General features: G+C 69.8%; 17 protein-coding genes and 1 pseudogene. 7 read left to right on the top strand and 11 right to left on the bottom strand.

Annotated features, from left to right (window positions below):
- Window positions 1–124: 124 nt before the first annotated feature.
- From VGR32_RS01120 to VGR32_RS01105, 4 genes are all read left to right on the top strand, one after another.
- Window positions 125–5,347 (top strand): HAMP domain-containing protein, encoded by a 5,223-nt coding sequence (locus tag VGR32_RS01120; RefSeq protein WP_327447184.1) that lies wholly within the window; start codon window positions 125–127, stop codon window positions 5,345–5,347.
- A gap of 44 nt (window positions 5,348–5,391) precedes the next feature.
- Entirely contained in the window at window positions 5,392–7,347 is a 1,956-nt protein-coding gene (locus tag VGR32_RS01115) for a response regulator (RefSeq protein WP_327447182.1), read from the top strand.
- A gap of 69 nt (window positions 7,348–7,416) precedes the next feature.
- On the top strand, window positions 7,417–7,851 hold the full coding sequence (locus tag VGR32_RS01110; RefSeq protein ID WP_327447180.1) for a DUF2231 domain-containing protein: 435 nt from the start codon (window positions 7,417–7,419) through the stop codon (window positions 7,849–7,851).
- Window positions 7,848–9,182, top strand: a complete 1,335-nt coding sequence (locus VGR32_RS01105) for a sorbosone dehydrogenase family protein (RefSeq protein ID WP_327447178.1) — start codon at window positions 7,848–7,850, stop codon at window positions 9,180–9,182. The genes VGR32_RS01110 and VGR32_RS01105 overlap by 4 nt, the downstream gene beginning before the upstream one ends.
- A gap of 3 nt (window positions 9,183–9,185) precedes the next feature.
- Here VGR32_RS01105 and VGR32_RS01100 read toward each other — a convergent pair whose 3' ends face one another.
- From VGR32_RS01100 to VGR32_RS01085, 4 genes are read right to left on the bottom strand one after another with little or no spacing between them, the layout of a single operon-like run.
- The gene (locus VGR32_RS01100) at window positions 9,186–9,491 is read right to left on the bottom strand and encodes a hypothetical protein (RefSeq protein ID WP_327447176.1); all 306 of its coding nucleotides are present in this window, start codon (window positions 9,489–9,491) and stop codon (window positions 9,186–9,188) included.
- A 1-nt stretch (window position 9,492) separates the two neighbouring features.
- The gene (locus VGR32_RS01095) at window positions 9,493–12,027 is read right to left on the bottom strand and encodes a cbb3-type cytochrome c oxidase subunit I (RefSeq protein ID WP_327447174.1); all 2,535 of its coding nucleotides are present in this window, start codon (window positions 12,025–12,027) and stop codon (window positions 9,493–9,495) included.
- The gene (locus VGR32_RS01090; protein WP_327447172.1) at window positions 12,024–12,965 is read right to left on the bottom strand and encodes a cytochrome c oxidase subunit II; all 942 of its coding nucleotides are present in this window, start codon (window positions 12,963–12,965) and stop codon (window positions 12,024–12,026) included. Before VGR32_RS01090 ends, VGR32_RS01095 begins: the two co-directional genes overlap by 4 nt.
- A complete protein-coding gene (locus VGR32_RS01085) occupies window positions 12,958–13,302 on the bottom strand; it encodes a c-type cytochrome (RefSeq protein ID WP_327447170.1) in 345 nt (114 codons plus the stop codon). Before VGR32_RS01085 ends, VGR32_RS01090 begins: the two co-directional genes overlap by 8 nt.
- An 82-nt stretch (window positions 13,303–13,384) precedes the next feature.
- On the opposite strand from VGR32_RS01085, the pseudogene VGR32_RS13425 reads away from it, so the two are divergent.
- A pseudogene (locus tag VGR32_RS13425) lies at window positions 13,385–13,948 on the top strand (c-type cytochrome); the annotation flags it as partial.
- A 16-nt stretch (window positions 13,949–13,964) separates the two neighbouring features.
- Here VGR32_RS13425 and VGR32_RS01080 read toward each other — a convergent pair.
- The 7 genes from VGR32_RS01080 to VGR32_RS01050 form a co-directional block, all read right to left on the bottom strand.
- Entirely contained in the window at window positions 13,965–14,699 is a 735-nt protein-coding gene (locus VGR32_RS01080; RefSeq protein ID WP_327447168.1) for a cytochrome b, read from the bottom strand.
- Window positions 14,696–15,415, bottom strand: coding sequence for a cytochrome c oxidase assembly protein (locus VGR32_RS01075; protein ID WP_327447166.1), 720 nt, complete (start codon window positions 15,413–15,415; stop codon window positions 14,696–14,698). Before VGR32_RS01075 ends, VGR32_RS01080 begins: the two co-directional genes overlap by 4 nt.
- 74 nt (window positions 15,416–15,489) lie before the next feature.
- Window positions 15,490–16,377 (bottom strand): SDR family NAD(P)-dependent oxidoreductase, encoded by an 888-nt coding sequence (locus tag VGR32_RS01070; RefSeq protein WP_327447164.1) that lies wholly within the window; start codon window positions 16,375–16,377, stop codon window positions 15,490–15,492.
- A gap of 63 nt (window positions 16,378–16,440) precedes the next feature.
- Window positions 16,441–16,692 (bottom strand): hypothetical protein, encoded by a 252-nt coding sequence (locus VGR32_RS01065; RefSeq protein WP_327447162.1) that lies wholly within the window; start codon window positions 16,690–16,692, stop codon window positions 16,441–16,443.
- 119 nt (window positions 16,693–16,811) lie between these two features.
- A complete protein-coding gene (locus VGR32_RS01060) occupies window positions 16,812–18,212 on the bottom strand; it encodes a hypothetical protein (RefSeq protein ID WP_327447160.1) in 1,401 nt (466 codons plus the stop codon).
- Window positions 18,193–21,246 (bottom strand): TonB-dependent receptor plug domain-containing protein, encoded by a 3,054-nt coding sequence (locus tag VGR32_RS01055; RefSeq protein WP_327447158.1) that lies wholly within the window; start codon window positions 21,244–21,246, stop codon window positions 18,193–18,195. Before VGR32_RS01055 ends, VGR32_RS01060 begins: the two co-directional genes overlap by 20 nt.
- Before the next feature lie 35 nt (window positions 21,247–21,281).
- Window positions 21,282–22,640 carry a dicarboxylate/amino acid:cation symporter gene (locus tag VGR32_RS01050; protein WP_414642881.1) on the bottom strand — a complete coding sequence of 453 codons (1,359 nt, stop codon included), beginning with the start codon at window positions 22,638–22,640 and terminating at the stop codon, window positions 21,282–21,284.
- A 239-nt stretch (window positions 22,641–22,879) separates the two neighbouring features.
- Here VGR32_RS01050 and VGR32_RS01045 point away from each other — a divergent pair, with 239 nt between their 5' ends.
- Together VGR32_RS01045 and VGR32_RS01040 are read left to right on the top strand one after the other, a co-directional pair.
- Window positions 22,880–24,676 carry a sensor histidine kinase gene (locus tag VGR32_RS01045; protein ID WP_327447156.1) on the top strand — a complete coding sequence of 599 codons (1,797 nt, stop codon included), beginning with the start codon at window positions 22,880–22,882 and terminating at the stop codon, window positions 24,674–24,676.
- A complete protein-coding gene (locus VGR32_RS01040; RefSeq protein ID WP_327447155.1) occupies window positions 24,673–26,004 on the top strand; it encodes a sigma-54 dependent transcriptional regulator in 1,332 nt (443 codons plus the stop codon). The genes VGR32_RS01045 and VGR32_RS01040 overlap by 4 nt, the downstream gene beginning before the upstream one ends.
- The last annotated feature ends 60 nt before the right edge of the window (window positions 26,005–26,064 follow it).

Below are 26,064 nucleotides of genomic sequence, written 5' to 3'. Positions count from 1 at the left end.
GAAGGTTGGGTTGGGGGAACGAACACGCGCGCCGACGTCCGGAGAGGCCGATCAACGGTCGCGTCCGACGTCGAGGCGTGACGGTCACCCCGATCGGTGTCTCGTTCTGGTGTACCCCATGTCCATGGCCGCAATCGCCTCCGACTCCCTCGACAACCGACAGCTTCTCGCCGCCCTTAAGGCGTTCCGCAAAGGCGACTTCTCCGTCCGCCTGCCGGTCAACCTGGGCGGGGTCGACGGGGAACTGGCCGACGCGTTCAATGAAGTCGTCGAGATGAACGACCGCATGAGCCGGGAGTTCGGGCGGCTGGCGGAAACCGTGGGGCGGCAGGGCCGCATCAACGCGCGCGCGAAGCTTCCGGGAGCCTCCGGGGCCTGGGCCGACAGCGTCGAGGCCGTCAACGACCTGATCGCCGACATGATGCATCCCACCGCCGAGATGGCGCGCGTGATCGGCGCCGTGGCCAAGGGCGACCTCTCCCAGACCATGGATCTCGACGATGAGGAGCGGCCGCTTCGCGGCGAGTTCCTCCGCATCGGCCGGGTCGTGAACACCATGGTGGGCCAGCTCGGGTCGTTCGCCTCGGAAGTGACGCGCGTGGCGCGCGAGGTCGGCACTGAAGGCAAGCTGGGCGGCCAGGCCAACGTGAAGGGCGTCGCCGGCGCCTGGAAGGACCTCACCGACAACGTCAACTCCATGGCCGACAACCTGACCGGTCAGGTCCGGAACATCGCCGAGGTGACCACCGCCGTCGCCAAGGGCGACCTGTCGAAGAAGATCACCGTGCAGGTGCGCGGCGAGGTGCTGGAGCTGAAGAACACCATCAACGTCATGGTGGACCAGCTGAACGCCTTCGCCTCCGAAGTGACCCGCGTGGCCAAGGAGGTCGGCACCGACGGCAAGCTGGGCGGCCAGGCCCAGGTGGAGGGCGTGACCGGCGCCTGGAAGGACCTGACCGACAACGTCAACTCCATGGCGGCCAACCTGACGGGTCAGGTGCGTGAAATCGCCGAAGTGACCACCGCGGTCGCCAACGGCGACCTGTCGAAGAAGATCACCGTCGACGTGAAGGGCGAGATCCTTGAGCTCAAGTCGACCATCAACGTCATGGTCGATCAGCTGAACTCGTTCGCCTCGGAGGTTTCGCGCGTGGCGCGCGAAGTGGGCACCGACGGGAAACTGGGCGGCCAGGCCAACGTGAAGGGCGTCGGCGGGGCCTGGAAGGATCTGACCGACAACGTGAACTTCATGGCGGCGAACCTGACGGGTCAGGTCCGCAACATCGCCGAGGTGACCACGGCCGTGGCCAACGGCGACCTGTCCAAGAAGATCACCGTGGATGTGAAGGGCGAGATCCTCGAGCTGAAGAACACCATCAACGTCATGGTGGACCAGCTGAACGCCTTCGCGTCCGAAGTGACGCGCGTGGCCAAGGAGGTCGGCACCGACGGCAAGCTGGGCGGTCAGGCCCAGGTCACCGGCGTGACGGGGGCGTGGAAGGACCTCACGGACAACGTGAACCTGATGGCGGACAACCTGACCGGTCAGGTGCGGAACATCGCCGAGGTGACCACCGCGGTCGCCAACGGCGACCTGTCCAAGAAGATCACCGTGGACGTGAAGGGCGAAATCCTCGAGCTGAAGTCCACGATCAACACCATGGTGGACCAGCTGAACGCCTTCGCCAGCGAAGTGACCCGCGTGGCGCGCGAAGTGGGCACCGAGGGCAAGCTGGGCGGGCAGGCGCAGGTGAAGGGCGTCACCGGCACCTGGAAGGACCTGACCGACAACGTGAACTTCATGGCCGGCAACCTGACCGGCCAGGTGCGGAACATCGCCGAGGTGACCACCGCCGTCGCCAAGGGCGACCTGTCCAAGAAGATCACCGTGGACGTGAAGGGCGAGATCCTCGAGCTGAAGAACACCATCAACGTCATGGTGGACCAGCTGAACGCCTTCGCCAGCGAAGTCACCCGCGTGGCCAAGGAAGTCGGCACGGAAGGCAAGCTGGGCGGTCAGGCGCAGGTGCCGGGCGTGACCGGCGCGTGGGAGGATCTGACCGACAACGTGAACATGATGGCCGCCAACCTGACGGGTCAGGTGCGCGGCATCGCCGAGGTCGTGACCGCCGTGGCCAACGGCGACCTGAAGCGCAAGCTGACGCTGGACGCCAAGGGCGAGATCGCCTCCCTGGCCGACACCATCAACGGCATGATCGAAACCCTGGCCATCTTCGCCGACCAGGTCACCAACGTGGCGCGCGAGGTGGGTTCGGAAGGCAAGCTGGGCGGTCAGGCGCGGGTGCCCGGGGCCGCCGGCCTGTGGCGCGACCTGACCGACAACGTCAACCAGCTGGCCGGCAACCTGACCACCCAGGTGCGCGCCATCGCCGAAGTGTCCACCGCCGTGACCAAGGGCGACCTGACGCGGTCCATCACCGTCGAGGCCTCGGGCGAGGTCGCGGCGCTGAAGGACAACATCAACGAGATGATCCGCAACCTTAAGGATCAGACCCTCAAGAACACCGAACAGGACTGGCTGAAGACCAACCTGGCCCGTTTCACCCGCATGCTGCAGGGCGAGCGCGACCTGGCGACGGTGTCCAACATGGTGCTGTCCGAGCTGGCGCCCCTGATCAACGCCCAGCACGCCGTCTTCTACGTCGCCGACCGGGACGCAGAGGATCAGCCGCTGCTGGTGCTGGCCGCCGCCTATGCCTCGACCGAGCGGGACCGCCTGTCGCCCACCTTCCGGTTCGGGGAGAGCCTGATCGGTCAGTGCGCCAAGGAGAAGGAGCGCATCCTTCTGACCAACGTGCCCAAGGACTACGTGCAGATCGGATCGGGCCTGGGCGCCGCGGCGCCGCTGAACATCATCGTCCTGCCGGCCCTGTTCGAGGGCGAGGTCAAGGCGGTCATCGAACTGGCCACGTTCGGCGAGTTCTCGGAGACCCACCAGTCCTTCCTCAGCCAGCTGATGGAATCCGTCGGCATCGTGCTGAACACCATCGCCGCCAACATGCGGACCGAGGGCCTGCTCAGCCAATCGCAACTGCTCACGGCAGAGCTGCAGGCGCAGCAGGAAGAGCTCAAGACCACCAACGACCGGCTGGAGCAGCAGGCCGCCTCCCTGCGTCAGTCCGAGGAGCTCCTGCGCGCCAAGCAGGAGGAACTGCAGAGCTCCAACGCCGAACTGGAGGAGAAGGCGCAGCTCCTGTCCGCCCAGAACAAGCAGGTGGAAGCCAAGAACATCGAGGTGGAGCAGGCCCGCTTCGCGCTGGAGGAAAAGGCCGAGCAGCTGGCCCTGACGTCCAAGTACAAGTCCGAGTTCCTGGCCAACATGAGCCATGAGCTGCGCACGCCGCTGAACAGCCTGCTGATCCTGTCGAAGATGCTCAGCGAGAACACCCAGGGCAACCTGACCGGCAAGCAGGTGGAGTTCGCCAAGAACATCCACGCCGCCGGTTCGGACCTGCTGGGGCTGATCAACGACATCCTCGACCTGTCCAAGATCGAGTCCGGCACCGTCACCCTCGACATCGGCGAAACCAGCTTCGCCGATCTTCGCGACCAGATGGAGCGCACCTTCGCCCAGATCGCCCAGGACAAGAAGCTGGACTTCCGCATCGACTTGGCCGCCGACCTGCCCGCGTCGATGTACACGGACGACAAGCGCCTGCAGCAGATCATCAAGAACCTGTTGTCCAACGCCTTCAAATTCACCGCGTCGGGCGAGGTGCGCTTCAGCGTCGAGCGCGTGCAGGGCGGCTGGAGCGCGGAGAACGACCACCTGAACAAGGCCGGCCAGGTCCTCGCCTTCTCGGTCAAGGACAGCGGCATCGGCATTCCTGAGGACAAGCAGCGGATCATCTTCGAGGCCTTCCAGCAGGCCGACGGCACCACCAGCCGCAAATACGGCGGCACCGGACTGGGGCTGTCGATCAGCCGCGAAATCACCCGCACGCTCGGCGGCGAGCTGAAGGTCGAAAGCGAGCCTGAGGTCGGCTCGACCTTCACCCTCTACCTGCCGCTCAACTTCGCCCCCGCCGCGCCCGCCGCCGCCCGCGACGCGGGCAAGTCCATCGTGGTCCGCCAGATGGAGGTCGAGGACGAGGCCGAGGTCGTGCAGATGCTCGCCGACGACCGGGACAACCTTTCGCCGGGCGATCCCGTCATCCTGATCGTGGAGGACGATCCGCGCTTCGGATCGATCCTGCTGGCGCTGGTCCACGACAGCGGCTTCAAGGGCATCATCACCCAGCAGGGGGTGGCCGCGGCGTCGCTGGCGCGGCGCTATGCCCCCCAGGCCATCATGCTGGACGTCGGCCTGCCGGACATGGACGGACTGGCGCTGCTCGACCTCCTCAAGCGGACGCCCGAGACGCGCCACATCCCGGTCCATGTCATCTCCGCGGACGACCAGGCGGGCCTGGGCATCGCCATCGGCGCCTTCGGCTTCACGCCCAAGCCGATCGATCGGGAAGGCGTCGCGGCCAGCCTGGACGAAGTGCGCAACTTCGTGGCCGCGCCCGACCGTCGTCTCGTCTACGTGGGTCCGGCCGGCGAACCGGTGGGCGCCCTCAAGTCGGCGTTCGGTCAGGTCATGCGCGTCGAGGATCTGAAGAACCTCGGCAAGGCCAAGCTGAAGCCGACCGACGGCCTGATCATGGACGCCGGCATGGCGTCTCCCGGCGCGATGATCGACTGGCTGAAGGCGGCGCAGCGTCTGGCGGTCATCTACGCCGGCGGCCCGCTGGACCCGCACGACGAGCGGCGCCTGCGCCTGGCCGTCTTCTCCGGCCATGCCCGCCTCGCCCGAACCCCCGAGCAGCTGCTGGAGCAGGCCACCATCCTGCTGCACGAGCCGACGGACCGCCTGTCCGAGGCGGCCCGCGCCAGCCTGGCCCAGACGCGCAAGGACGACGCCATCCTGACCGGCCGCACCGCGCTGGTGATCGACGACGACATCCGCAACATCTTCTCCATGGCCAGCGCCCTGGAGGAGTTCGGCGTCGACCTGCACTACGCGGAAAGCGGCCGGGCGGGACTGGACCTGCTGCGCCAGCATCCCGAAATCGACATCGTTCTGGTCGACATCATGATGCCCGACATGGACGGTTACGAGACGATGCGGGAAATCCGCTCCATCACCCGCTTCGCGGACCTGCCGATCATCGCCGTGACCGCCAAGGCCATGAAGGGCGACCGCGCCAAGTGCATCCAGGCCGGGGCGTCCGACTACGTCTCCAAGCCGGTCGACATCGACTACCTGATCTCGGTCATGCGGGTGTCGATCCAGCGTGCCGACGCGCACCGTCTGGCCGCCGCCCAGCCGGCCGCCGTCTGATGGCGCCACGCCGCACTCCGGCCGCCGCCCCGCCACGCGCGCGCGTGCTCATCGTCGACGACGACGAGCGCAACGCCTTCGCCGCCACCGAGGCGCTGGAGGTGCTGGGTCACGAACTGGTGGTCGCCCGCTCCGGCGAGGAGGCGCTGCGACTGCTCCTGACGCAGGAGTTCGCGGTCATCCTGCTGGACCTGCACATGCCCGGCATGGACGGCTATGAGACCGCGCGCCTGATCCGTGAGCATCCACGCACGCGCGACACGCCCATCGTCTTCGTCACCGCCGTGTTCCGGGACGAGGCGCACATCTTCCAGGCCTACCAGGTCGGTGCGGTCGACGTGGTCTTCAAGCCGGTCGATCCCTTCATCCTGCGCGCCAAGGTGTCCGTCCTCGCCGACCTGCACCTGAAGAACCTCGAGATCACGCGGAGCGCCGAGGAGCGGCACAAGCTCCTGCGCGAGAACGCCGCCAACGCCGAGGCGCGTCTGAGCGCGGAGCTGGAACTGCGCCAGACGCGCGAACGCCAGGACGCGATCCTGAAGTCCCTGCCGGTCGTCTTCACCTCGCGTGCGACCCTGCACCCGTTCGCGGCCCTGTTCGTCAGCGACAGCATCACGCCGCTCACGGGTTTCGAGCCGTCGCGTTTCCTCGACGAGCCGGAGATCGGTCTGGGGCGCATCCATCCGGACGACGTGCAGGGCGTGGTGGACTGCCTGATGAAGGCCAGCGAGACCGGCGCCTACGCCTGCGAATACCGCTGGCAGTGCGCCGACGGCGAATACCGCTCCTTCCTCGATCAGGGCGTCTGGGTCCCGGGCGAGCTCGAGGGCGAGGGCGAGATTCTGGGCACCCTGCTGGACGTCACCGACCGGCGACGCCTGGAGGAGCAGCTTTCACAGGCCCGGAAGATGGAAGCGGTCGGCCAGCTGACGGGCGGCATCGCCCACGACTTCAACAACCTGCTCACCGTCGTGCTCGGCAACGCCGACATCCTGATGCGGCGCATAGAGGACGAGAAGCAGAGGCGGCAGCTGGAGGCGATCAAGCTGGCGGCGGATCGGGGCCACACCCTGACCCGGCAGCTGCTGGCCTTTTCCCGGCGTCAGACGCTCAATCCGGAGCCGCTGGACCTGAACCAGCTCATTCACGGCTTCACTCCCCTGATGAAGCAGGCGGTCGGGGAAGGCGTGACGCTGGACGTCGTGCCCCACCCCTCCCCCGTCTACGTGCTGGCGGACGCCAACCAGCTGGAGAACGCCCTGCTCAATCTGGCCGTCAACGCCCGCGACGCCATGGATGGAGAGGGCCGATTGACCATCACGGTCAATCGGCACGACGGCGACGGGGTGATCTCGGTCGCCGACACCGGGTCGGGCATGACGGCCGAAACGCGTCAGCGCCTGTTCGAGCCCTTCTACACCACCAAGGAGGTGGGCCGCGGCTCGGGCCTGGGACTGTCCCAGGTGTACGGCTTCCTCAAGCAGTCCGGCGGCAAGGTCGACATCGAAAGCGCGGTCGGCGAAGGCTCGACCTTCCACCTCACCCTGCCCCTCACCGAACAACGCCCCGAGCCCGTCGCGGCCAGCGGAGAGGCCGTCGCGACGCAGGGCGGGTCGGAACGCGTGCTGATCGTGGAAGACGATCCGGCCGTCCTCAGCGTCTGCCTCGACATGCTCCAGAGCCTCGGATACCGCTGCGAGGTGGCCGTGGACGCGGCCGGGGCCCTGGCGCGACTGGCGGAGCGGCGCTTCGACCTGCTGTTCTCGGACGTCGTCATGCCGGGCGGGGTCAACGGAATCGAGCTGGCGCGTCGGGCCACGGCGGCTCACCCGGGTCTCCACGTTCTGCTGACCTCGGGCTACGTCGGCGAATCCGCGCTGGGCGACGCCCATGACTTCGAGGTGATCGAGAAGCCTTACGAACGGGCCGCACTGGCCGCGCGTCTGCGCTCCATCCTCGATGAGGACGCGACCACCAAGGCCATGCACGTCGCCTCCTGACGCCCTGGGCTGAACCGATCCCGCTGTGACGCTTTCCGCAAGGACGGCGACCGCAGCGGGAGACGACGAATGGATCTGGAACGACTCCGGCACGGTCCGCCGCACCCCCTGCGCGCGATTCTGATGGCCTTCCCCATCGCTCTGTTCAGTCTCGCCCTCGCGACCGACGTCGCCTACCTGCGGACCGAACAGCTGCAGTGGACCAACTTCTCGGCGTGGGCGATCGTCGGCGCGTTGCTGGGCGGCGCCGGCGTCTTCGTCTGGTCCCTGGTCGAGGTGGTGCGCTCCGGGTTCCGCCCGGCGCTGAACGGCGCCTGGCTGCACCACGTGCTGGTGCTCGTCTTCTGCCTGCTCGGACTGGTCAACAGCTTCCAGCACTCCAGGGACGGCTGGAGCTCGGTCGGCACGACCGGTCTCGTCCTCTCGATCCTGTCCCTGCTCGCGGCCCTGGGCGCGGCGTGGATCCTGCATTCCCGCGGCGGCGCGGCGGAGGCTTCCCGATGACCCTGCGCTCCCTCCTTCTCGGCGGTCTCGCCCTGACGCTCGCAGCCTGCGGCGGCGGTTCGGACCCGGCGCTGAAGCAGACCGGCGCGACGCCCGACCTGCCGGAGATGCAGCAGACCCTCGTCCCGCCGATGAACATCGCGACGCCGGCGGCGTGGGGCGACGAGGTCCCGACCGCGCCCGCGGGCTTCAACGTGACCGCCTTCGCCTCGGATCTGCGCATCCCGCGCCAGATGCTGATGCTGCCGAACGGCGACCTGCTGGTGGCCGAGGGACGCGGCGGCGGCGCCCCGGCCCTGCGGCCCAAGGACGTCATCGCCGGCATGATCAAGAAGCGCGGCAACACCCAGGTTCCGGGCGGCGACCGCGTCACCCTGCTGCGCGACGCCGACGGCGACGGCCGCCCGGAGGTGAAGTCCGTCCTGCTGGAGAACCTCGACGCGCCCTACGGCCTGGCCTTCGTCGACGGCTACATCTACGTCGCCAACCAGGACGCCCTGGTGCGCGTGCCGTGGACGCCCGGCCAGACGCGGATCACGTCGGAGCCCGAAGAGGTGACAAAGCTTCCGTCACAGCTGAACCACCACTGGACCAAGGCCCTGACGGCCAGCGCCGACGGCACGAAGCTGTACGTCGGCATCGGCTCCAACTCCAACGTCGGCGAGCGCGGCATGGCGGTGGAGGAGGAGCGCGCCGTCGTGTGGGAGATCGATCGCGCGACGGGCGCGCGTCGCACGATCGCCACGGGCATCCGCAACCCGACAGCGCTCGCCATAGAGCCGACGACGTCGCAGCTCTGGGCCGTCGTCAACGAGCGCGACGAGCTGGGCCCGCAGCTGGTGCCCGACTACCTGACCTCCGTGCGCGACGGCGCCTTCTACGGCTGGCCCTACTCCTACTGGGGCAAGAACATCGACCCGCGCGTGCGACCGGCGCGGCCCGATCTGGTCCGGACTGCGGTCACGCCGGACTATGCCCTCGGGTCGCACGTCGCGGCGCTGGGCCTCAGCTTCGCCACGGGGGGCGGCTTCGGCGGCCGGTTCTCGCAGGGCGCCTTCATCGGACAGCATGGCAGCTGGAACCGTCAGGATCTGTCCGGCTACAAGGTGGTCTGGGTGCCGTTCGCCGGCGGCCGGCCCGCGGGCGATCCGGTCGACTTCCTCACCGGCTTCATCGCCGACGGGAAGGCCCGCGGCCGGCCGGTCGGCGTCCTGTTCGACGCGCGATCGGGCGTCCTCTACGTGGCCGACGACCTGTCCAACGTCATCTGGCGCGTGGCGCCGACGGCCCGCGCCGCCGCGCCCGCGGCTCCTGTGGCGGCCGCCGGCTGACCGTCAGACGAAGGCGGCCGGCAGGCTCTGGAACAGAACCGCCAGGGCGGCGATCACGCCGCCCAGCCCCGCGAGGTCGGACATCAGCCGCCCGCCCTCGCCCTGGCGGGAGCGCGCGCGTCCCCGCCAGATCGCGACCGTGCAGAGCACGCAGCCGGCCGCGCACGCCGCCCCGAAGACGGCGGCCGCGATCCGCCACGCCGTCGCGGAGCCTCCGGCGAGATCCTCGACGCTCCACACCACGTAGAGCCCGAGAAAATGCGCCGTCCAGATCAGCCACGGCGCGAGATACAGGATCCACCGCGCCACCTCACATCCCCGGAAACAGGCGCGTCAGCAGGGCGGGCAGCGCCCCCTGCGCGGCGGTGAAGGAGATCGTCAGCGCCATGACCTCCGCCGTCGCCGGACGGGTGATCGTCCAGACGCCGCAGGCGCGCCGCAGGGGGGCATATAGGGTCATGATCAGGACCGTCAGCACGAACGCTCCCTGCCACGCCATGAAGCCGTAGACGGCGGCGCCTTGCGGCGAGGCGTCCGGTTTCAGCCCGGCCTCCAGCCAGCTCCACAGATCCAGCCCGAACGACGCGGTGACCAGCAGGCCGGCCAGACTCATGGTCAGGGCCGACGCCCACGTCCGCCCGGCGTCCAGCAGCCGCACCCCGCCCCACGCAAGCGCCCCGCCGGCCAGCGCCGCGACGGCGATCGCCGCCAGCCAGACCGGATCCGGCGGCGCGATCCAGAGGTCCGAACGCCGGCTCCACAGGAACACGTAGGCGAAGGCCGTCAGGGCCGTGACCATGCCCGACACGATCAGGGTGATGACCGTGGCCCACCACCCCAGGCTTGAGGGGCCCCGCCCGTAGGTCGGCAGGCGGATTCCCGCGCCCACGTCGGCCGTCTTCGCCGCGATCGGATGATCCAGAAACCAGCACCACCGCACCAGGCAGTAGACGGCCAGCACCGCGCTGACCGCGGCCGGCCAGTAGGCCTGGACCGTCAGCAGCAGGAAGGCCGCGGCGGTGAAGATCGCCGCCCAGACGTGCCAGCCGCTGGGCTTGGGCAGCCGCAGAAGCTGCTGGGGCTCCGCCTCGACCGTGCTCGTCACGATCGTCTCGCGCCCGCTGGTCGCCACCCCGGGCAGGAACCACCGTCCCTGCTCGACCTCCCGGGCCAGTCCCGGCTGGTCCCACATCGGCTCGCGGCCGCGCACGACCGGGATCGAGCGCACCGAATACAGCCCGGTCGGCAGCCACTCCAGACCCGGCCCGTCGAAGACGTTGCCCGCGTCCTTCGGTCCGAACGGCCGGAAGTTGCGGCACATGTCGATGATCCAGAGCAGGACGCCCACCCCGATCATGAAGGAGCCGACGGTAGAAAGCAGATTGATCGCGTCCCAGCCCCGGTCCGGCAGATAGGTCCAGACCCGTCGCGGCATCCCCATCAGCCCCGTCAGATGCATGGGCAGGAAGGTGACGTGCGTTCCGGCGAACATCAGCCAGAACGCCCATTTGCCCCATCTCTCCGACAGCGGCCGGCTGCTCGTCATCGGCGTCCAGTAGTAGATCGCCGCGAACAGCGGAAAGACCATGCCGCCGATCAGCACATAGTGCAGGTGGGCGACGATGAAGTAGCTGTCGTGCGCCTGCCAGTCGAAGGGGACCATGGCGACCATGACGCCGCTCAGGCCGCCCATGACGAAGATCAGCAGCCCGCCCAGCGCGAACAGGCCCGGCGTCCGCAGCCTGAACTTCCGGCTGGCCGCCACCGTCGCGATCCAGGCGAAGACCTGGATCCCCGCCGGCAGGCTGACCGCCGCCGACGCCGCGCTGAACAGGGCCACCGACGGGATCGGCATCCCCGTCGTGAACATGTGGTGCGACCAGACCCCGAAGGCGATGAAGCCCGTGGCGATCATGGCCAGAACGACCAGGCGGTGTCCGACCAGCGGCGTCCTGGCCATGGCCGGGATGATGGTCGACATCGCCCCCGCGGCCGGCAGGAAGATGATGTAGACCTCGGGGTGGCCGAAGAACCAGAACAGGTGCTGCCACAGCAGCGGATCGCCCCCCATCACCGGATCGAAGAACGGCCAGCCGAAGGCGCGCTCCAGCTCCAGAAGCAGGGTCCCCAGGATGATCGAGGGGAAGGCGACGATGATCATCACCGCGAAGATCAGCATGGCCCAGGCGAAGATCGGCAGCCGGTCCAGGGTCATGCCCGGCGCCCGGGTGCGCAGCACGCCCACGATGATCTCGATGGCCCCGGCGATGGCCGAGATTTCGATGAAGCCGATGCCCAGCAGCCAGAAGTCGGCGTTGATCTCCGGCGAGAAGGTCTTCGACGTCAGCGGCGGATACATGAACCACCCGCCGTCAGGCGCCAGGCCGAAGAACAGCGAGGCGAAGAAGCACAGCCCGCCGATCAGATAGGCCCAGAAGGCATAGGCGCTCAGCCGCGGAAACGGCAGATCGCGCGCGCCCAGCATCTGCGGCAGCATCAGCACGCCCAGCGCCTCGACCGCCGGCACGGCGAACAGGAACATCATCACCGTGCCGTGCATGGTGAAGATCTGGTTGTAGGCCTCCGGTCCCAGAAAGCCGTTCATCGGCACGGCCAGCTGGGTCCGCACCAGCAGCGCCAGCACCCCGGCCAGCACGAAGAACAACATGGCCGCGCCTAGGTAGTAGACGCCGACGTAGTTGTTGTTGATGGCGGTGATCCACTCGGTCCAGCTGCGCGGGCCGCACCACTCGCGCTCCAGCGCCTCCAGCTCCCCCTCCGGCCGATCGCCCTGCGTGGGAAAGCGCCCGTACAGACGCGCGTCGAAGCCGGTCTCGGACCTCACTGAAGGCCGTCCAGATACTCCACCACCGCCCGCAGTTCAGGCCGGGTCAGCATGGGATAGGCCGGCATGCGGTTGCCGGGCTTGATCGCCTGGCTGTCCGAAATCCATCCGCCCAGCGTGCCGGCGTTGTTCGGCAGGATGCCGGCGCCCAGCGTCCGGCGGGCGCCCACGCGCGTCAGGTCGGGCCCGGCCAGTCCATTGGCTTCCGTCCCCCGGATCGTATGACAGGCGCCGCAGCCCGAAGAGCGGAACACCTCGGCTCCAGGGTGCGGAACGGGGGTGCGGGGAGCAGTCTGCCCCGCCATCCACGCGTCGAACTCCGCCGCCGGACGGGCGACCACGACCAGGCCCATCAGGGCGTGCGGCCCGCCGCAGTACTCCGCGCACTGCCCCCCGAAAGCGCCCGCCTGATCCGCCTGCACCCGCATCAGATTGCGGCGGCCGGGAACCATGTCGACCTTGCCGGCCAGCCGCGGGACCCAGAAGCTGTGCACCACGTCCGCGCTCTCCAGCTCCAGCGTGACCGGTCGCCCGACCGGCAGGACCAGCTCGTTGGCGTCGTGGAAGAGCTCGCGCCCCTCTGCGTCCAGATAGACGACTCGCCACCACCACATCTCGCCGACGATCCGCACCCGCATCTCGCCGGGCGGCGCCGGTCCCGTCAGGTCGCGCATGTCGCGAAGACCGAGCACCAGAAAGGCCCCGATCACCACCGCCGGAAAGGCCAGCCCGGCGCCCAGGATCATCCACCCCGATCCCAGCCGCTTTCGCCACGACCGCGGCCCGAAGAGCGCGAGCCCCAGCGCCACGAAAACGATCAGCGACACGATCGCGCCCATCGCCAGCAGGGCCCACGACAGGCCCTCCACGCCCTCGGCGAAGGGGCCTGCCGGATCCAGCGCCGGCGGCGGCCAGCCGCTGAAGGCGCGGTCAGTCATCGTGCTGCTCGTACAGCCAGGCGGCCAGGTCCCGCGCCTCCGCTTCGGTCAGGGGCATGGCCGGCATGGCCACGTCGGGCGCGACGGACGGCGCGTCGCGGATCCAGCGCACCAGCACGTCGGGCCGATTGGGCGCCCGGCCGGCGATCATCGGCCGGTCGGCGAAGCCCGCAAGCGAGCCGCCCGCCGTCCCTCTCGGCCAGTCGATGCCCGGAACCTCGTGACAGGCCGCGCAGCCGACGCGCTCCATTACCACCAGGCCCCGCGCCGCGTCGCCGCCCGTGACCGTGCGCGGCGCCGGGCCGGGATCGGCGCACGCCGCGACCGCGACCGCCATTCCGATCCCCATTGCCCGCGTCGCGATCTGTCCACGCCCCATCCGGTCCCGCCCAGCTTGACCGTACAAAGCCCCGGGACGGATGCGGTTCCGGAACGCCGCTCCGCATTCGCGGGTTGAAGGCCGCGTGCGACCTTTGCCGTTCCTGATGTTCGCCCTGCTCCTGGCCGCGTGCGAGCCCGCCGACGATTCCATCGGCCGCCGGCTGTCGCGGGACGGCGAGACGATCGCTTTGGGCGGCGGCGACGCCGGCCCGGCCCACGCCTGCTTCAGCTGCCACGGACTGCGCGGCGAAGGGGACGGCGCCGCGCCGCGGCTGGCCGGGGCCGACGCCGGCGACCTGATCAAACAGCTGACCGACTACGGATCCGGCCTGCGCCCCGACCCCGTCATGGCGCCGATCGCCCGGCGGCTGGACTCCGGGGAACGCGCCCGGGTCGCCGCCTTCTACGCCGCCCTGCCGCCGCCGCGGGCGGAAGCGGCGGGTGGGCCCGCACCCGCCGCCTGGTTCCGGGGGCCGCATTCCTGCGCCTCCTGTCACGGCGTCGACGGGGCGGGCGCGGGCGCGGGCATGCCGGCGGTGTCGGGCCAGCCGGCCGACTATGTGCTGGAACAGATCGATCGCTGGCGCTCGGGGAAACGTCGGAACGACCCGGGCGGCGTCATGCGGACCGCCGTCGCCGGGCTTTCGGAACCAGAAAGTCGGGCAATCGCGCTCTGGCTTTCGCGCGGACCCACTGTTCCATCGCCCGCCAGCGCCGAGCCCACCGCGTCCGCCGCCGCGTCGGCACGGGAACGACCGGCAGCATCCCGTGCAGCACGTCGTCCCGATCGATGAGCTGATGCTTCACCGCCCCGCCCACGTGAAGGGGCAGCATCACGATCAACGCCCACACCAGGCCGACGTGCATCGCCTCCGCCACGGTCCCCAGGGCCCAGCGGCTTTCGAAGCCGAGCTCTCCCATGGGCACGGCGGGCCACGGGATCAGCCCGGCGACCGTGAACCTCTGCTCGGGGGCCGTCGCCGAGATCAGGAACCAGCCGGTCAGCGGCAGGCCGAACAGGCAGACGTAGAAGACGCCGTGCGTCAGCCGGGCGGCCGTCGTCTCCCATCCCGGCTTGTCGGCGTCGTTGATCGGACCGGGGGCGAGGGCCCGCCAGGCGCCGCGCCCCATGGCCAGCACCAGCATCAGCACGCCGACGGCATAGTGCAGGTCGTAGGCCGCCAGCTTCTGCCCGCCCACGTCCAGTCGCGTCATCACGAAGCCCAGCCCCAGCTGGAACAGGATCAGCGCCGCCATGGTCCAGTGAAACAGGATGGCGACGGGCGAATAGCGTCCCTCGTCGTGATGCCCGGCCGCCCATTCCAGCGCCGTGCCGATCAGCCGGTCGATCATGCGGCGACCGCCCGGCGACGCAGCCCCAGGCCCATGACCCACAGCGCCGCCGCCAGATAGGCCCCGGCGGCGGGAGCCCACATGATCAGCCCCGCCAGCCGCTGATCCTCGACCGGGCTCAGGCCCCACACGGAGGTCGTGGCGAAATGGGGCGCATAGACCGCCACCTCCGAAAAGGTCAGCACGGCCCCCAGCAGGCCCATCTGCACCGTGACGGCCAGCAGCCCCGCCGCCGCGTGAACGAAGCCGGCGCGGAAGGTCTCGCGCCAGAACCATACGGCCGACGCCAGCAGACTGATCTGCATCGTCCAGTAGACGCCGTCGTGGGACAGGGCCGCGGCATAGGCGGCGGGGGCATGCCAGATCCAGAAGACGGTGGCATGAACCACGGCGGCGACCAGGGGGCGGGCCGCGTCGCGCCCGCCGGTCAGCAGCAGGGCGATCAGCGGCGCCGCACCCAGGATCAGCAGCAGGTGATGCGCCGTGCGGGCGGTGAACAGCGCCGAGCTCAGCGCGCACAGGGGCGAGACGAAACTGACGGTCAGAAGGCCGACGGCCGCCCACGCCGCCCCCTGCTCGCCGCCCTGTCGACGCGCCGCCCAGACCAGCCCCGCCGCCGTCGCGGCCAGACCCGCCAGCAGCAGGGGATCGCCGTTCCACCGGGTCCACAGCTCCGCGGGAACCGGCCCCGGCCCGCAATAGGGCGTCCAGATCATGCGCGCCGCCCTCCTCGCCCGCGGTCAAGCTTCAGGAGGGGCAACCCGCGGGGGCGTGCGGGGTTCCTGTGCGATCAGGACCCGGCCTGCCCCTCGTGCGTCCCGGCGATGGTCACTTCGCGCTCGGCTTGCGTCAGGCCGTAGGCCGGCACGAGTTCGCCTTCCCGATCGGAGACCTGATCCCAGGCCGCGACCAGACGCTGTCCAGCGTCCTCGCCGCCGCCGATGAACTGGCCCTGCGTGAGGGTGACGTAGGCGCGCGCGAAATGCCCGGCTCCGGCGCAGACCACCGCCCGCGTCGGCGCCTCGTCGCCGCACAGCAGCAGCAGCGCCGGGCTGACCAGCTTCGGGTTCAGACGCTCCAGCGCCTGCGGCGGCAGCAGGCCTTCGGTCATCCCGGTCGCCGCCGTGGGCGCCAGGCAGTTGACGCGGATGCCGTACTTCTCGCCCTCGATGGCCAGCGTCTGCATCAGGCCGACCAGCGCCATCTTGGCCGCGCAGTAGTTGGCCTGTCCAAAGTTGCCGTAGAGACCCGACGACGACGTCGTCATGACGATGCGTCCGTGGTCCTGCGTCCGCATGATCTCCCACACCGCCCTGGTGCAGATCACCGCGCCCATCAGGTGCACGTCCACGATCAGGCGGAAGTCGGCCAGATCCATCTTGCCGAAGCTCTTGTCCCTCAGGATGCCGGCGTTGTTGACCAGCACGTCGACCCGGCCCCAGCGGTCCATGGTCTTCGCCACCATGTCCGCGACCGCGGCTTCGTCGGTCACCGACGCCGCCACCGCCAGCGCCTCGCCGCCCGCCGCCTCGATCTCGGCCGTGACGGCCGCCGCCGCATCGGGGTTCATGTCGTTGACCACGACCGCGGCCCCCTGGGACGCCAGATAAAGAGCGTGCTCGCGCCCCAGTCCGCCCCCCGCGCCCGTGACGATGGCGACGCGCCCGTTCAACGACATGATCGATCTCTCCGCATGATGTGCAGGCCTTGCATCACGACGGCGGCCGGCTTGCAACGGCGCTCAGTTCTCGCCCGACTTCAGACGCCGCTGCGCCTCGCGCGACAGGGCCGCGCACATCTCCGACATCTGCTGCAGGGCGAACCGTTCGGCGGCGGCGGCCGTGATGCCGTCCTGCCAGGCGACGAACAGATCGACGCCCGGCATCTCGCCGTACAGGCCGTTCTCGACCTCCACCGTCACGACGACCAATTCGCCGGGCTTCATCCGCACGGCGGTGCGGATCTTCCAGTCGGTGTGCGAGGCGTCCTGCATGCGTGTGTCGCGATCCTGCGGACAGGATCGATCCGAACCCGTCGGATCGCAACGCCCCGTCCCTCGCCGTCATTTACGGTCAGGTCGAAACTGCGGATGCGGCGGGACCCGCCTTCCGCTCAGGGCGTCATGAACCGGCAGGGGCCGAACCCGGCCGCCACGCACCGGGACTGGAACGCCGTCGCGTCCGGCCGCCGCCCGGTGGCGATCCACTCTTCCAGCGCGGACAGCGCCGTCAGATAGGTCGCGTCCTCCAGCTTGCTGTGCTGGTCCTCGTCCGTCGTGACCTGAACGAGCAGGTCCGACTTCCCGGCGGCGGCCACGGTCTGCGCATAGACGGCCTCGGCCGAGTGAAAGACCGTGGGATCGTGCAGGGCGTGGACCGTCAGCGTCGGCGCCATGATCGCGCCCGTCAGATCCGCGTCGTGGGCCAGCATGGCGACCGCCTCCGGGTCCGCCTTGAAGCGCTCGATCCCGGCGTTCAGGGCGACGTCGTCGGCGGATCCGGAATACACGCGCGTCGCGTTGTCGAACGGATTGCGGCCGCCCAGCCGCACCTGGACCAGGTCCTGAAACAGGAAGGTCGCCCAGGTCAGGTGAGAGATCAGCTCGTCCTCCTGCAGGCCGGTCACGGACAGGATCTGCCGCTTTCTCTGCGTCTGCGCCGCCGTCCGGTCGCGGGCCGACAGGCCGATGCCGGTGCAGGCCTCGACCCGGCGCCTCAGCTCCGCCCGGCTCATCGTCGCGCCCGCCGGCAGCCCCTGCCACACCGGATACTGCGGATCGGACGGCGCTGGATGGTTGCGGCAGAAATACTGCCAGACGACCCTCAGGTCGGCGCGGAACTGATAGGCGCGCGTGCCGCCGTTGACGACGCCGTTGGTCAGCAGCACGCCGTCGTAGGACAGGCTCCCGTCCTCGCCCCGGCCGTAGAGCTCCGCCGTCTTGGCGGCGACGTTGCCGCCCCACGACTGACCGTGCAGCAGCGTCATCGTCGGGCGCCCGTGCAGGCTCCAGAAGACCTTCCGGCTGCGCTCCACGTCCTCCGCCGCCGACCGCACACCATAGCCCGGCCGGCGATAGGTCGAGCCGATCCAGGCGTAGCCGCGACGGACCATGACGGCGAACCGGTCCAGATCCTCCAGCCCGTCCTCCGCCGCCGGCTCCGACGTGCGGGGACCGCCGTGGGCGTGCACGATCAGCCGTCCATTCCAGGCGTCGGGCAGGGCGATGACCAGCCAGGCCCCGGCCTCGTCCTTCAGGGCGAAGCAGCGCACCTCGCGTCCGACCGACCGCGGACAGTCGACCGGCGTGGGGGCGTCGGGCGCGAAGCCTGATCGACCGAGAGGGGACCGCTGCGCGGTTCCACCGACGTCGTGAATCAGGCTCCCCCCGGATTGTCCGGTCGCCGAGGCCCCCACGGGCGCGCAGGCGGCCAGAACCGCCAGGGCGGCGCCCAGTCCGCACAACGCGGCCCGGGCGCCTTGAGCGAACTTCAGATCAGAACGAGCGCCGGACATTGACGTACCAATAGCGGCCCCAGGGCTGGTGCACGGACCCACGATAGCCGCCTTCGGCCAGCGGCGGACCCTCATCCGTCAGATCGCGGACGCCCAGCCGCACGCGGGTAGAGTCCTCGAACTCGTACTGGCCGTACAGATTGTAGACGGTCTGCGACTCCACCTCGAACGGCGTGTTCGACGCGCCCAGAAGCGACGGCTGCACGAAGCCGCTGACGTACTGGCTCGACAGGCCCGCCCGCCACGGACCGGCGTCCCAGGTGAAGGTGCTCGACACCTTCCATTCCGGGCGGCCGTTCTGGCCGATCAGGTCCGACGGGTCCGGCAGGGTCGTCCCGGCGTTGATCGTGCCCGCGTCGCGCGCCTCATACAGCAGGTTCACGATGGGCCCGGGATCGCGCGTGAATTCCTCGAGCTTGGTCGCGTTGACGCTGACGTCGAAGCTGCCCCACGGCGTGTCGTCCAGCGTCCAGTAGGCGGCCATGTCCAGCCCGCTGACCGTCTGGGGCTGCAGGTTGATGAAGCTGTCGTTGACCGAGATGGCCTCCCCCGCGGGCGTCAGGCCGGTTCCCGCGAACAGCGTCAGGTCGTCGGCGTCGACCGGCGCGCGGTTGACCAGCGGATTGCTCTGCCCGTTGACGCGGAAATAGTAGTCCAGCGCCAGCGCCGTCTGCGCGCCCAGCAGGCCGACGATGTCCTCCTGCTCGATCTTCCAGCGGTCGATCGTGAAGGTGAAGGCGCCGAACTCCGCCGGGATGAAGGTGGGCTGGAACACCAGTCCGTACGACTGGTTGACGCTCGTCTCCGGATCCAGGTCCGGATTGCCCGCCACCAGCAGCGACAGGCTCGACGTGTTCTGCGTGCACTGACCGAAGTTCGAGATGCGGCCCGCGCGCAGGTCCGCCTCGCAGCGCACGTAGTCCACGCCGCTGGCCAGACGCGCATACTGCGTCGCGTTGGTCTGCTCCAGATTCGGCGCGCGGAAGCCTTCAGAATAGGAGCCCCGCAGCCGCAGGCCGTCCACCACGTCCCAGGCCACGGCGACCTTGGGGCTGCCGACGGAGCCGAAGTCCGAGTAGTGCTCGAACCGCCCCGCGATCTGCACGTCGATCGCGCGCACCAGCGGAATGTTCATCTCCGGCGACACCAGCGGCACCGCGAATTCGATGTAGGCCGAGCCGACGGTGCGGCTGCCTTCGGTGTCGGGGTTCGGGCTCACCGCCGCCACGTTCGACAGGTTGGTCGCCCCCGTCACCATGTCGGTGAAGGTGAAGGTTCCGTCCAGGTTCTCGTCGCGATCGTCGGACTGGGTCTCGCGGCGCACCTCCAGACCGAAGGCCATGCCCACCGGTCCGGCGGGCAGCTGGAACATGTCGGCCCGCGACAGGCGGAAGTCCGCCAGCGTCAGGGTGGTGCGCGAAATCCGCTTGAGGTCGAAGGTCACGGCGTCGATCGCGGCCGGCGAGCTGGGGTTGCAGTCGCCGTAGCTCGGCGTGTCCACGCAGCCGCCGCCGAACGGGTTGTAGGCCTCGGGCGTCGACAGGGCCAGCTGCTGCTGCAGCAGGGTCATGTTGATGTTCGGGGACGAGTCCTCGGCCTCCGCCTCGGAGTACAGCAGCGCCGTCTCCCAGTCGTAGCTGCCCCACTCGCCACGGAAGCCGCCGAGGAAGCGCGACTGCCAATTCTGGACCTTCACCTCCTGGAAGCCGGCGTCGACGTAGCGGTAGTTGGTCATCAGCACGGGCAGACCCGCCGCCGGCACGCCCGTCAGACCGGGCAGACGGTTCGGGTTGGCCTGACCGTTGGCGAAGGTCACGGGACCGAAGGGGTTCCAGTAGTTGCTGGCCGGGATCCAGATCTGGTTCAGATTGACCACCGGCGGCTGCACGGCGCGGCTCTCGGCGGCATAGAAGCCCACCTCGCCGAACGCCTCGACGCCGTTGTCCAGCTCATAGCGGCCGGTGAAATAGACGTTCAGACGCTCGACCGTCGGACGCACCGTCGTGCCGTAGCGCGTGTCGTACCGCATCTCGCGGTTGGTGGTGTTGAAGTTGTGGTTGCCGCTGGAGATGCAGACGCCGCCGCCCACGTTGACGCCGCAGCCGAAGGTCGACGGCTGGTAGCGGAACTGGCCCGAGGTGTTGGTCACCGCCGTTCCGTTGGAGCGGATCGTCGGCCGCGCGCCCACGCTCAGCCGCGCCCAGGGCGTGTTCGACGAGCGCCCGTCCAGCACGCTGAGCCCGGCGAAGTCCGGATAGTCGGCGAAGAGCAGCCGCAGGTCGTCGGTCGACGTGAAGTCCTGATCCGACGCCAGCAGCGCCGTGCGGTCGGTGTAGTTCACGAACACCGACAGGTTCCCCCGGTCGAAGTTGCGGCCGGCGAACATGTTCAGGTCCAGCTCGCTCATGCTCGTCCCCTCCGCGCCGCCGTACCGGGCGCTGAAGGTCAGGCCGTCATAGTTGTCGCGCAGCACGGTGTTGACCACGCCCGCGACCGCGTCGGCCCCGTAGATGGCGGCCGCGCCGTCCAGCAGGATTTCCGTGCGTCGCAGGCCCGCCACCGGAATGGCGTTGGAGTTGTAGCTCAGCACCGGCACCGTGCCCGTGTCCGACGTGCCCTGGCTGGTCGGGTGCTGCACCACGCGCCGTCCGTTCAGCAGGACCAGGGTGTTGCCGACCCCCAGCGAGCGCAGGTTGACCGAGTTGACGTCGCCGCGCGCCGCGTTGGACGTCTGCGGATTGTTCGAGCTGTCGAACAGGACGTCGCCCATTTGCGGAATGGTCCGCAGCAGCTCGTCGCCCGACACCGCCCCGGTGGCGTCGACCTGCGCCTCGTCGACCACCACCACCGGCAGGGCCGCCGTCGTGCGCGCCCCGCGGATGTTGGTGCCGACGACGACGATGTCGTCGACCTGCGTGACCTCGGGATCCTGCGCACCCGGCACGGCGTCCTGCGCCATGGCGGCTCCCGCAAAGGCCAGCGCCGCCGTCATGGCCGCGCCGCCCAGCAGGCGATTGCGTCGCGTGTGTTTCATGGTCTTCCTCCCCGAAGTCACCTTGGTCGCCGCTCTCAGTCGGCCGTAAGAACCTTGTCGTCGCCGGGACCCGCCGCCGGGTCGGGCCCGGCCGCCAGCGCCTTCGGCCTGGACGCCAGCGCCGTGCGCATCGCCGCCTCGTCCAGCTCCCCCTCCCAGCGCGCGACCACCAGCGTGGCCACCGCGTTGCCGGTGAAGTTGGTCAGGGCCCGGCACTCGCTCATGAAGCGGTCGATGCCGAGGATCAGCGCCATGCCGGCGACCGGCACGTCGGGCACGACCGCCAGCGTCGCCGCCAGGGTGATGAAGCCGGCGCCCGTGATCCCCGCCGCCCCCTTGGAGCTCAGCATGGCGACCAGCAGCAGCGTGATCTGCTGCCACAGGGTCAGCTCGATGTTCATCGCCTGGGCGATGAACAGGGCGGCCATCGTCATGTAGATGTTGGTGCCGTCCAGATTGAACGAATAGCCCGTGGGCACGACCAGCCCGACGACCGACTTCGACGCCCCGGCGCGCTCCATCTTCTCCATCAGGCTGGGCAGCGCCGCCTCGGACGAGGAGGTGCCCAGCACCAGCAGCAGCTCCTCCTTCAGGTAGGCGATCAGCCGGAAGATCGAGAAGCCGTTGCGCCACGCGACCAGTCCCAGGATGCCCAGCACGAACACCGCCGACGTCAGGTAGAAGGTGGCGATCAACGCCAGCAGGTTGGCGATCGCGCCTATGCCGTAGGCGCCGATGGTGAAGGCGAAGGCCCCGAACGCCCCCACCGGCGCGGCCTTCATCAGGATGGCGACCAGGCGGAAGACGACCTGGCTCAGCGACTCCAGCGCGCGCTGCACGGGCGCCCCTGCGTCACCGACCATCGCCAGGGCGACGCCGAACAGGATCGACACGAACAGCGTCTGCAGGATGTTGCCCTCGACGAAGGCGCTGACCAGCGTCGTCGGAATGATGCCAAGCAGGAAGCCCTGGATCGTCGTCTCATGCGCGGCGGCGGCGTAGCCCGCCACGGCGCCGGCATCCAGGGTGGACGGGTCGATGTTCAGCCCGCGGCCGGGCTGGACCACGTTGGCGATCACCAGTCCGACGATCAGCGCCAGGGTCGAGAAGACGAGGAAATAGCCGAACGCCTTGGCCGCGACGCGGCCGATGCGCTTCAGGTCGCGCATGCCCGCGATGCCGATGACGATCGTCAGGAAGATCACCGGGGCGATGATCATCTTCACCAGCTTGATGAAGGCGTCGCCCAGCGGCTTCAGGCTTTCGCCCGTCTCGGGGAAGAAATGCCCGACCAGGCCCCCCGCCACGATGGCGAACAGCACCCAGAAGTAGAGCGTTCTGTAGATCGGCCTGCGCGCGCCGGGCGCGGCTCCGCCGTCGGTGGTGATCAGCACGATCGTCTTCCTCCCGGCGCGCCACTGGCCACGCCCTCACGCTCGGCCCCGTCTGACGCGGGATCTCGGAGGCCAGTGTCGGCGATGACTCGCGCCGGATCGAAAAAAACCCGCACGCACCCCATCCCACGGATTGCACAGCGAAATCCATCGTTGACCGATAGGCGTACTCTCCGCGCGTGTGCGAAAATCCGCACATCGCGCTCGCCATTCGTGCGGATTTCCGCCCTTATGCGGAGATGTCGCGGCCGCCGCTCAGTCAGACCGCCCAGTGGCGCCTGTTCGGCGGGTTATGGGTCGTCGTCGCCCTGATGGCCGTGGCCGGCGCGGGCTGGCTGGCGCACCGCGACGCCCGGGCCTCCGTCGATCGTCAGGCCGCCACCGCGGCGGCCCTGCACGCCGCCGTCCTGCGCAGCGAGCTGGAGCGGGTGCGCGCGGTCCCCTCCGTGCTCGCGGCCGACCCCGACCTCGCCGCTCTGGTCACCGCGCCGACGGCGGCGCGCCGCGACGCGGCGAATCTCAAGCTGGAGGCCCTCGCGCGCGAGGTGCGCGCGGCCGTCCTCTACGTGCTGGATGCCGACGGCACGGCGGTGGCGTCCTCCAACTGGCGCGAGCCGATCAGCTTCGTCGGCTCAAACTACCGCTTCCGACCCTACTACATCGACGCCGTCCGCGACGGAGACGCGGCCTTCTTCGCCCTGGGCACCGTCAGCGGCCGCCCCGGCCTCTACCTGTCCCGACGGATGCAGGACGCTGCTGGCCGGCGTGTCGGCGTCATCGTCGCCAAGATCGAGTTCGACGAGCTGGAGGCCATGTGGCGCCGCGCCGGAGAGCCGACGTGGGTCACCGACGCGTCCGGCGTGGTCCTGATCACCACCGTGCCCGACTGGCGCTTCCGCGCCATGCGGCCCCTCACGCCCGAAAGGCGCCGGACGCTGGTCGAGGCCCAGACCGCCGGCGCCGCGACGTCGGCCTTCCCCTTCGCCGTGCCCCAGGGCGGACTTGTGCGGCCCGACGGAGACGTCCCGCCAGGCCGTTACGCCCACGCCGCGGACGCGATCTCCGGGCTCGACTGGACCCTCCATCTGCTGGAGCCGGCCGATCAGACCTTGTCTCGCGCCGTGGGGGCGGCCCTCGTCCTCGCGGCGCTGGCGACCGCCTTGCTGGCAGCCCTGTCGGGCGTCCTGCTGCGCCGCCGCCAGCGCGCCGCCGTCCGCGCGATCGAGGAGGACGAGGCCCGCGCCCGGCTCGAACATCTCGTGGGCGAACGCACCGCCGAGCTCAGCGACGCCAACGGACGCCTGCGTCGCGAGATCGACGAACGCCGCCGCCTCGAGCGCGATCGCCAGGATCTGGAGGACAAGCTGGTCCAGGCCAACAAGCTGGCGACCCTGGGTCAGGTCGTCGCCGGCGTGGCGCATGAGATCAATCAGCCGGTCGCCGCCATCCGCACCCATGCCGACGTGGCGGGCCAGTACCTGACCCGTGCCGATCCCGACGCCGCCGCCCGCTCGCTGGACGCCATCGGCCGCCTGACGGAGCGCGTGGGCGCCATCACCGAGGAGCTGCGCGCCTTCTCCCGCAAGACCCGGTCCGAGGTCGTCGCCGTCGACGTCGCCCGCGCGGTCGAGGGCGCCCTGCTGCTCGTCTCGCCCCGTCTGCGGGAACAGGGCGTGGACGTCCGCCTCGACCTTCCGGCGGGGCTGTCCGTGAAGGCCGAGCGCAACCGGCTCGAGCAGGTGGTTCTGAACCTGCTCCAGAACGCCGCGGAAGCCCTGGACGGCCCGGGCCTGATCGTGGTCACGGCGCGGCCCGAGGGTCGCAAGGTCGTGATCCGGGTCGCCGACGACGGGCCCGGCCTGTCTCCGGGGGTGCGCGACCGGCTGTTCACCCCCTTCACCACCGACAAGCCCGACGGGGTCGGCCTAGGGCTGGTCATCAGCCGCGACATCGTCGCCGGCTTCGGCGGCGAGCTGGCGCACGAGCCCACGCCCGCGGGCGCGACCTTCCGCATCGTCCTGGCGAGGGCGAAATGAGCCGCCGCGTGGCTCTGGTGGAGGACGACGAGGCCTTCCGCGCGGCCCTCGCCGAACGCCTGACGCTGGCCGATTTCGAGGTCGCCGCGTTCCCGTCCGCCGAGACCGCGCTGAAGGCGATCGGCGCCGACTTCGACGGCGTGGTCGTCAGCGATCTGCGCATGCCCGGCATGGACGGGCGCCAGCTCGCCGCCCGCCTGTCCGCCCTCGACCCCGACCTGCCCGTCGTTCTGATGACCGGACACGGCGACGTCGCCGACGCCGTCGAGGCGATGAAGCGCGGCGCCTACGACTTCCTGACCAAGCCCTTCGCCTCGGAACGGCTGATCGAGACCCTGGGTCGGGCGCTGGAGAAGCGGGCCCTGGTCCTAGACAACCGCCGCCTCACGGCGCTGGCCGCGGAAACGGAGGACTCCATTCCGCTCAGCGGCGACGGCCCGGCGTCCGCCACGCTCCGCGCCGCCGTGCGCGAGCTGGCGGCCGCGGAGGTCGACGTCCTGATCGAGGGCGAAACGGGCTCCGGCAAGGAGGCGGTGGCGCGCGCCATCCATGCCGCCGGCCGCCGCCGCCATCGCCCCTTCGTCGCCGTCCCCTGCGGGGCCCTGCCGGATCAGGATGCGGAGGCGCGTCTGATGGGGCAGGAAGCCAGCGTCGGCTCCGGCCTGCTGCGTCGCCGCGAGGGACGCATCGAGCAGTCGCACCAGGGCACGCTTTTCCTCGATGAGATCGACCTCGCCCCACGCTCCGTCCAGCTCATGCTGCTGCGGGTGCTTGAGGAGCGTGAGGTGCTGCCGCTGGGGGCCGCGGAACCGCGCGCGCTGGATCTGCGCGTCCTCGCCGCCGCCAAGGGCGATCCGGCCGAGGCCGTCGCCCGCGGCGATCTGCGTGAAGACCTGTTCTGGCGCCTGAACGTCGTGCGCCTGCGCGTGCCGCCGCTGCGGGAGCGGCGCGAGGACGTGCCCCTGCTGTTCGCCCGCTTTCTGTCCCGCGCCGCCGCGCGGCTGGAACGTCCCCTGCCGGCGCTCGACGACGCCGTGCGCCGGCGCCTTCTGGACCACGACTGGCCGGGCAATCTCCGCGAGCTTTCGAACTACGCCAACGAGGTCGCGCTGGGTCTTCGGCCGTCCTCCACGACGTCCGTCGACGACCTGGGTCTGGCCGACCGCGTCGCGCGCTACGAGTCCGGACTGATCCGCGAGGCCCTGTCGGCCCATGGTGGAGACATGAAGCGCGTCACCGAGGCCCTGCGCATCCCGCGAAAGACCCTCTACGACAAGATGGCCCGCCTCGGCATCCAGCCCGCCGAGCATCGCCCCGGTCGTCGCTGAGGCCTGTCCGGACACGATCCCGCGGCGTCCGGACACGACTTCGCTGGCCCGGGGCGGTCG

The organism is Brevundimonas sp. (assembly GCF_035935935.1).
Classification (GTDB): Bacteria; Pseudomonadota; Alphaproteobacteria; order Caulobacterales; family Caulobacteraceae; genus Brevundimonas.
This window is presented reverse-complemented; position numbering and strand designations above follow the sequence as displayed.

Bases quoted from the DNA above. Each gene is read 5' to 3' on its own strand.
- VGR32_RS01120 (WP_327447184.1), top strand. From the start codon at position 125: ATGGCCGCAATCGCCTCCGACTCCCTCGACAACCGACAGCTTCTCGCC.
- VGR32_RS01110 (WP_327447180.1), top strand. From the start codon at position 7,417: ATGGATCTGGAACGACTCCGGCACGGTCCGCCGCACCCCCTGCGCGCG.
- VGR32_RS01105 (WP_327447178.1), top strand. From the start codon at position 7,848: ATGACCCTGCGCTCCCTCCTTCTCGGCGGTCTCGCCCTGACGCTCGCA.
- VGR32_RS01090 (WP_327447172.1), bottom strand. From the start codon at position 12,965: ATGACTGACCGCGCCTTCAGCGGCTGGCCGCCGCCGGCGCTGGATCCG.
- VGR32_RS01085 (WP_327447170.1), bottom strand. From the start codon at position 13,302: ATGGCGGTCGCGGTCGCGGCGTGCGCCGATCCCGGCCCGGCGCCGCGC.
- VGR32_RS01080 (WP_327447168.1), bottom strand. From the start codon at position 14,699: ATGATCGACCGGCTGATCGGCACGGCGCTGGAATGGGCGGCCGGGCAT.
- VGR32_RS01075 (WP_327447166.1), bottom strand. From the start codon at position 15,415: ATGATCTGGACGCCCTATTGCGGGCCGGGGCCGGTTCCCGCGGAGCTG.
- VGR32_RS01070 (WP_327447164.1), bottom strand. From the start codon at position 16,377: ATGTCGTTGAACGGGCGCGTCGCCATCGTCACGGGCGCGGGGGGCGGA.
- VGR32_RS01065 (WP_327447162.1), bottom strand. From the start codon at position 16,692: ATGCAGGACGCCTCGCACACCGACTGGAAGATCCGCACCGCCGTGCGG.
- VGR32_RS01060 (WP_327447160.1), bottom strand. From the start codon at position 18,212: ATGTCCGGCGCTCGTTCTGATCTGAAGTTCGCTCAAGGCGCCCGGGCC.
- VGR32_RS01055 (WP_327447158.1), bottom strand. From the start codon at position 21,246: ATGAAACACACGCGACGCAATCGCCTGCTGGGCGGCGCGGCCATGACG.
- VGR32_RS01045 (WP_327447156.1), top strand. From the start codon at position 22,880: ATGTCGCGGCCGCCGCTCAGTCAGACCGCCCAGTGGCGCCTGTTCGGC.
- VGR32_RS01040 (WP_327447155.1), top strand. From the start codon at position 24,673: ATGAGCCGCCGCGTGGCTCTGGTGGAGGACGACGAGGCCTTCCGCGCG.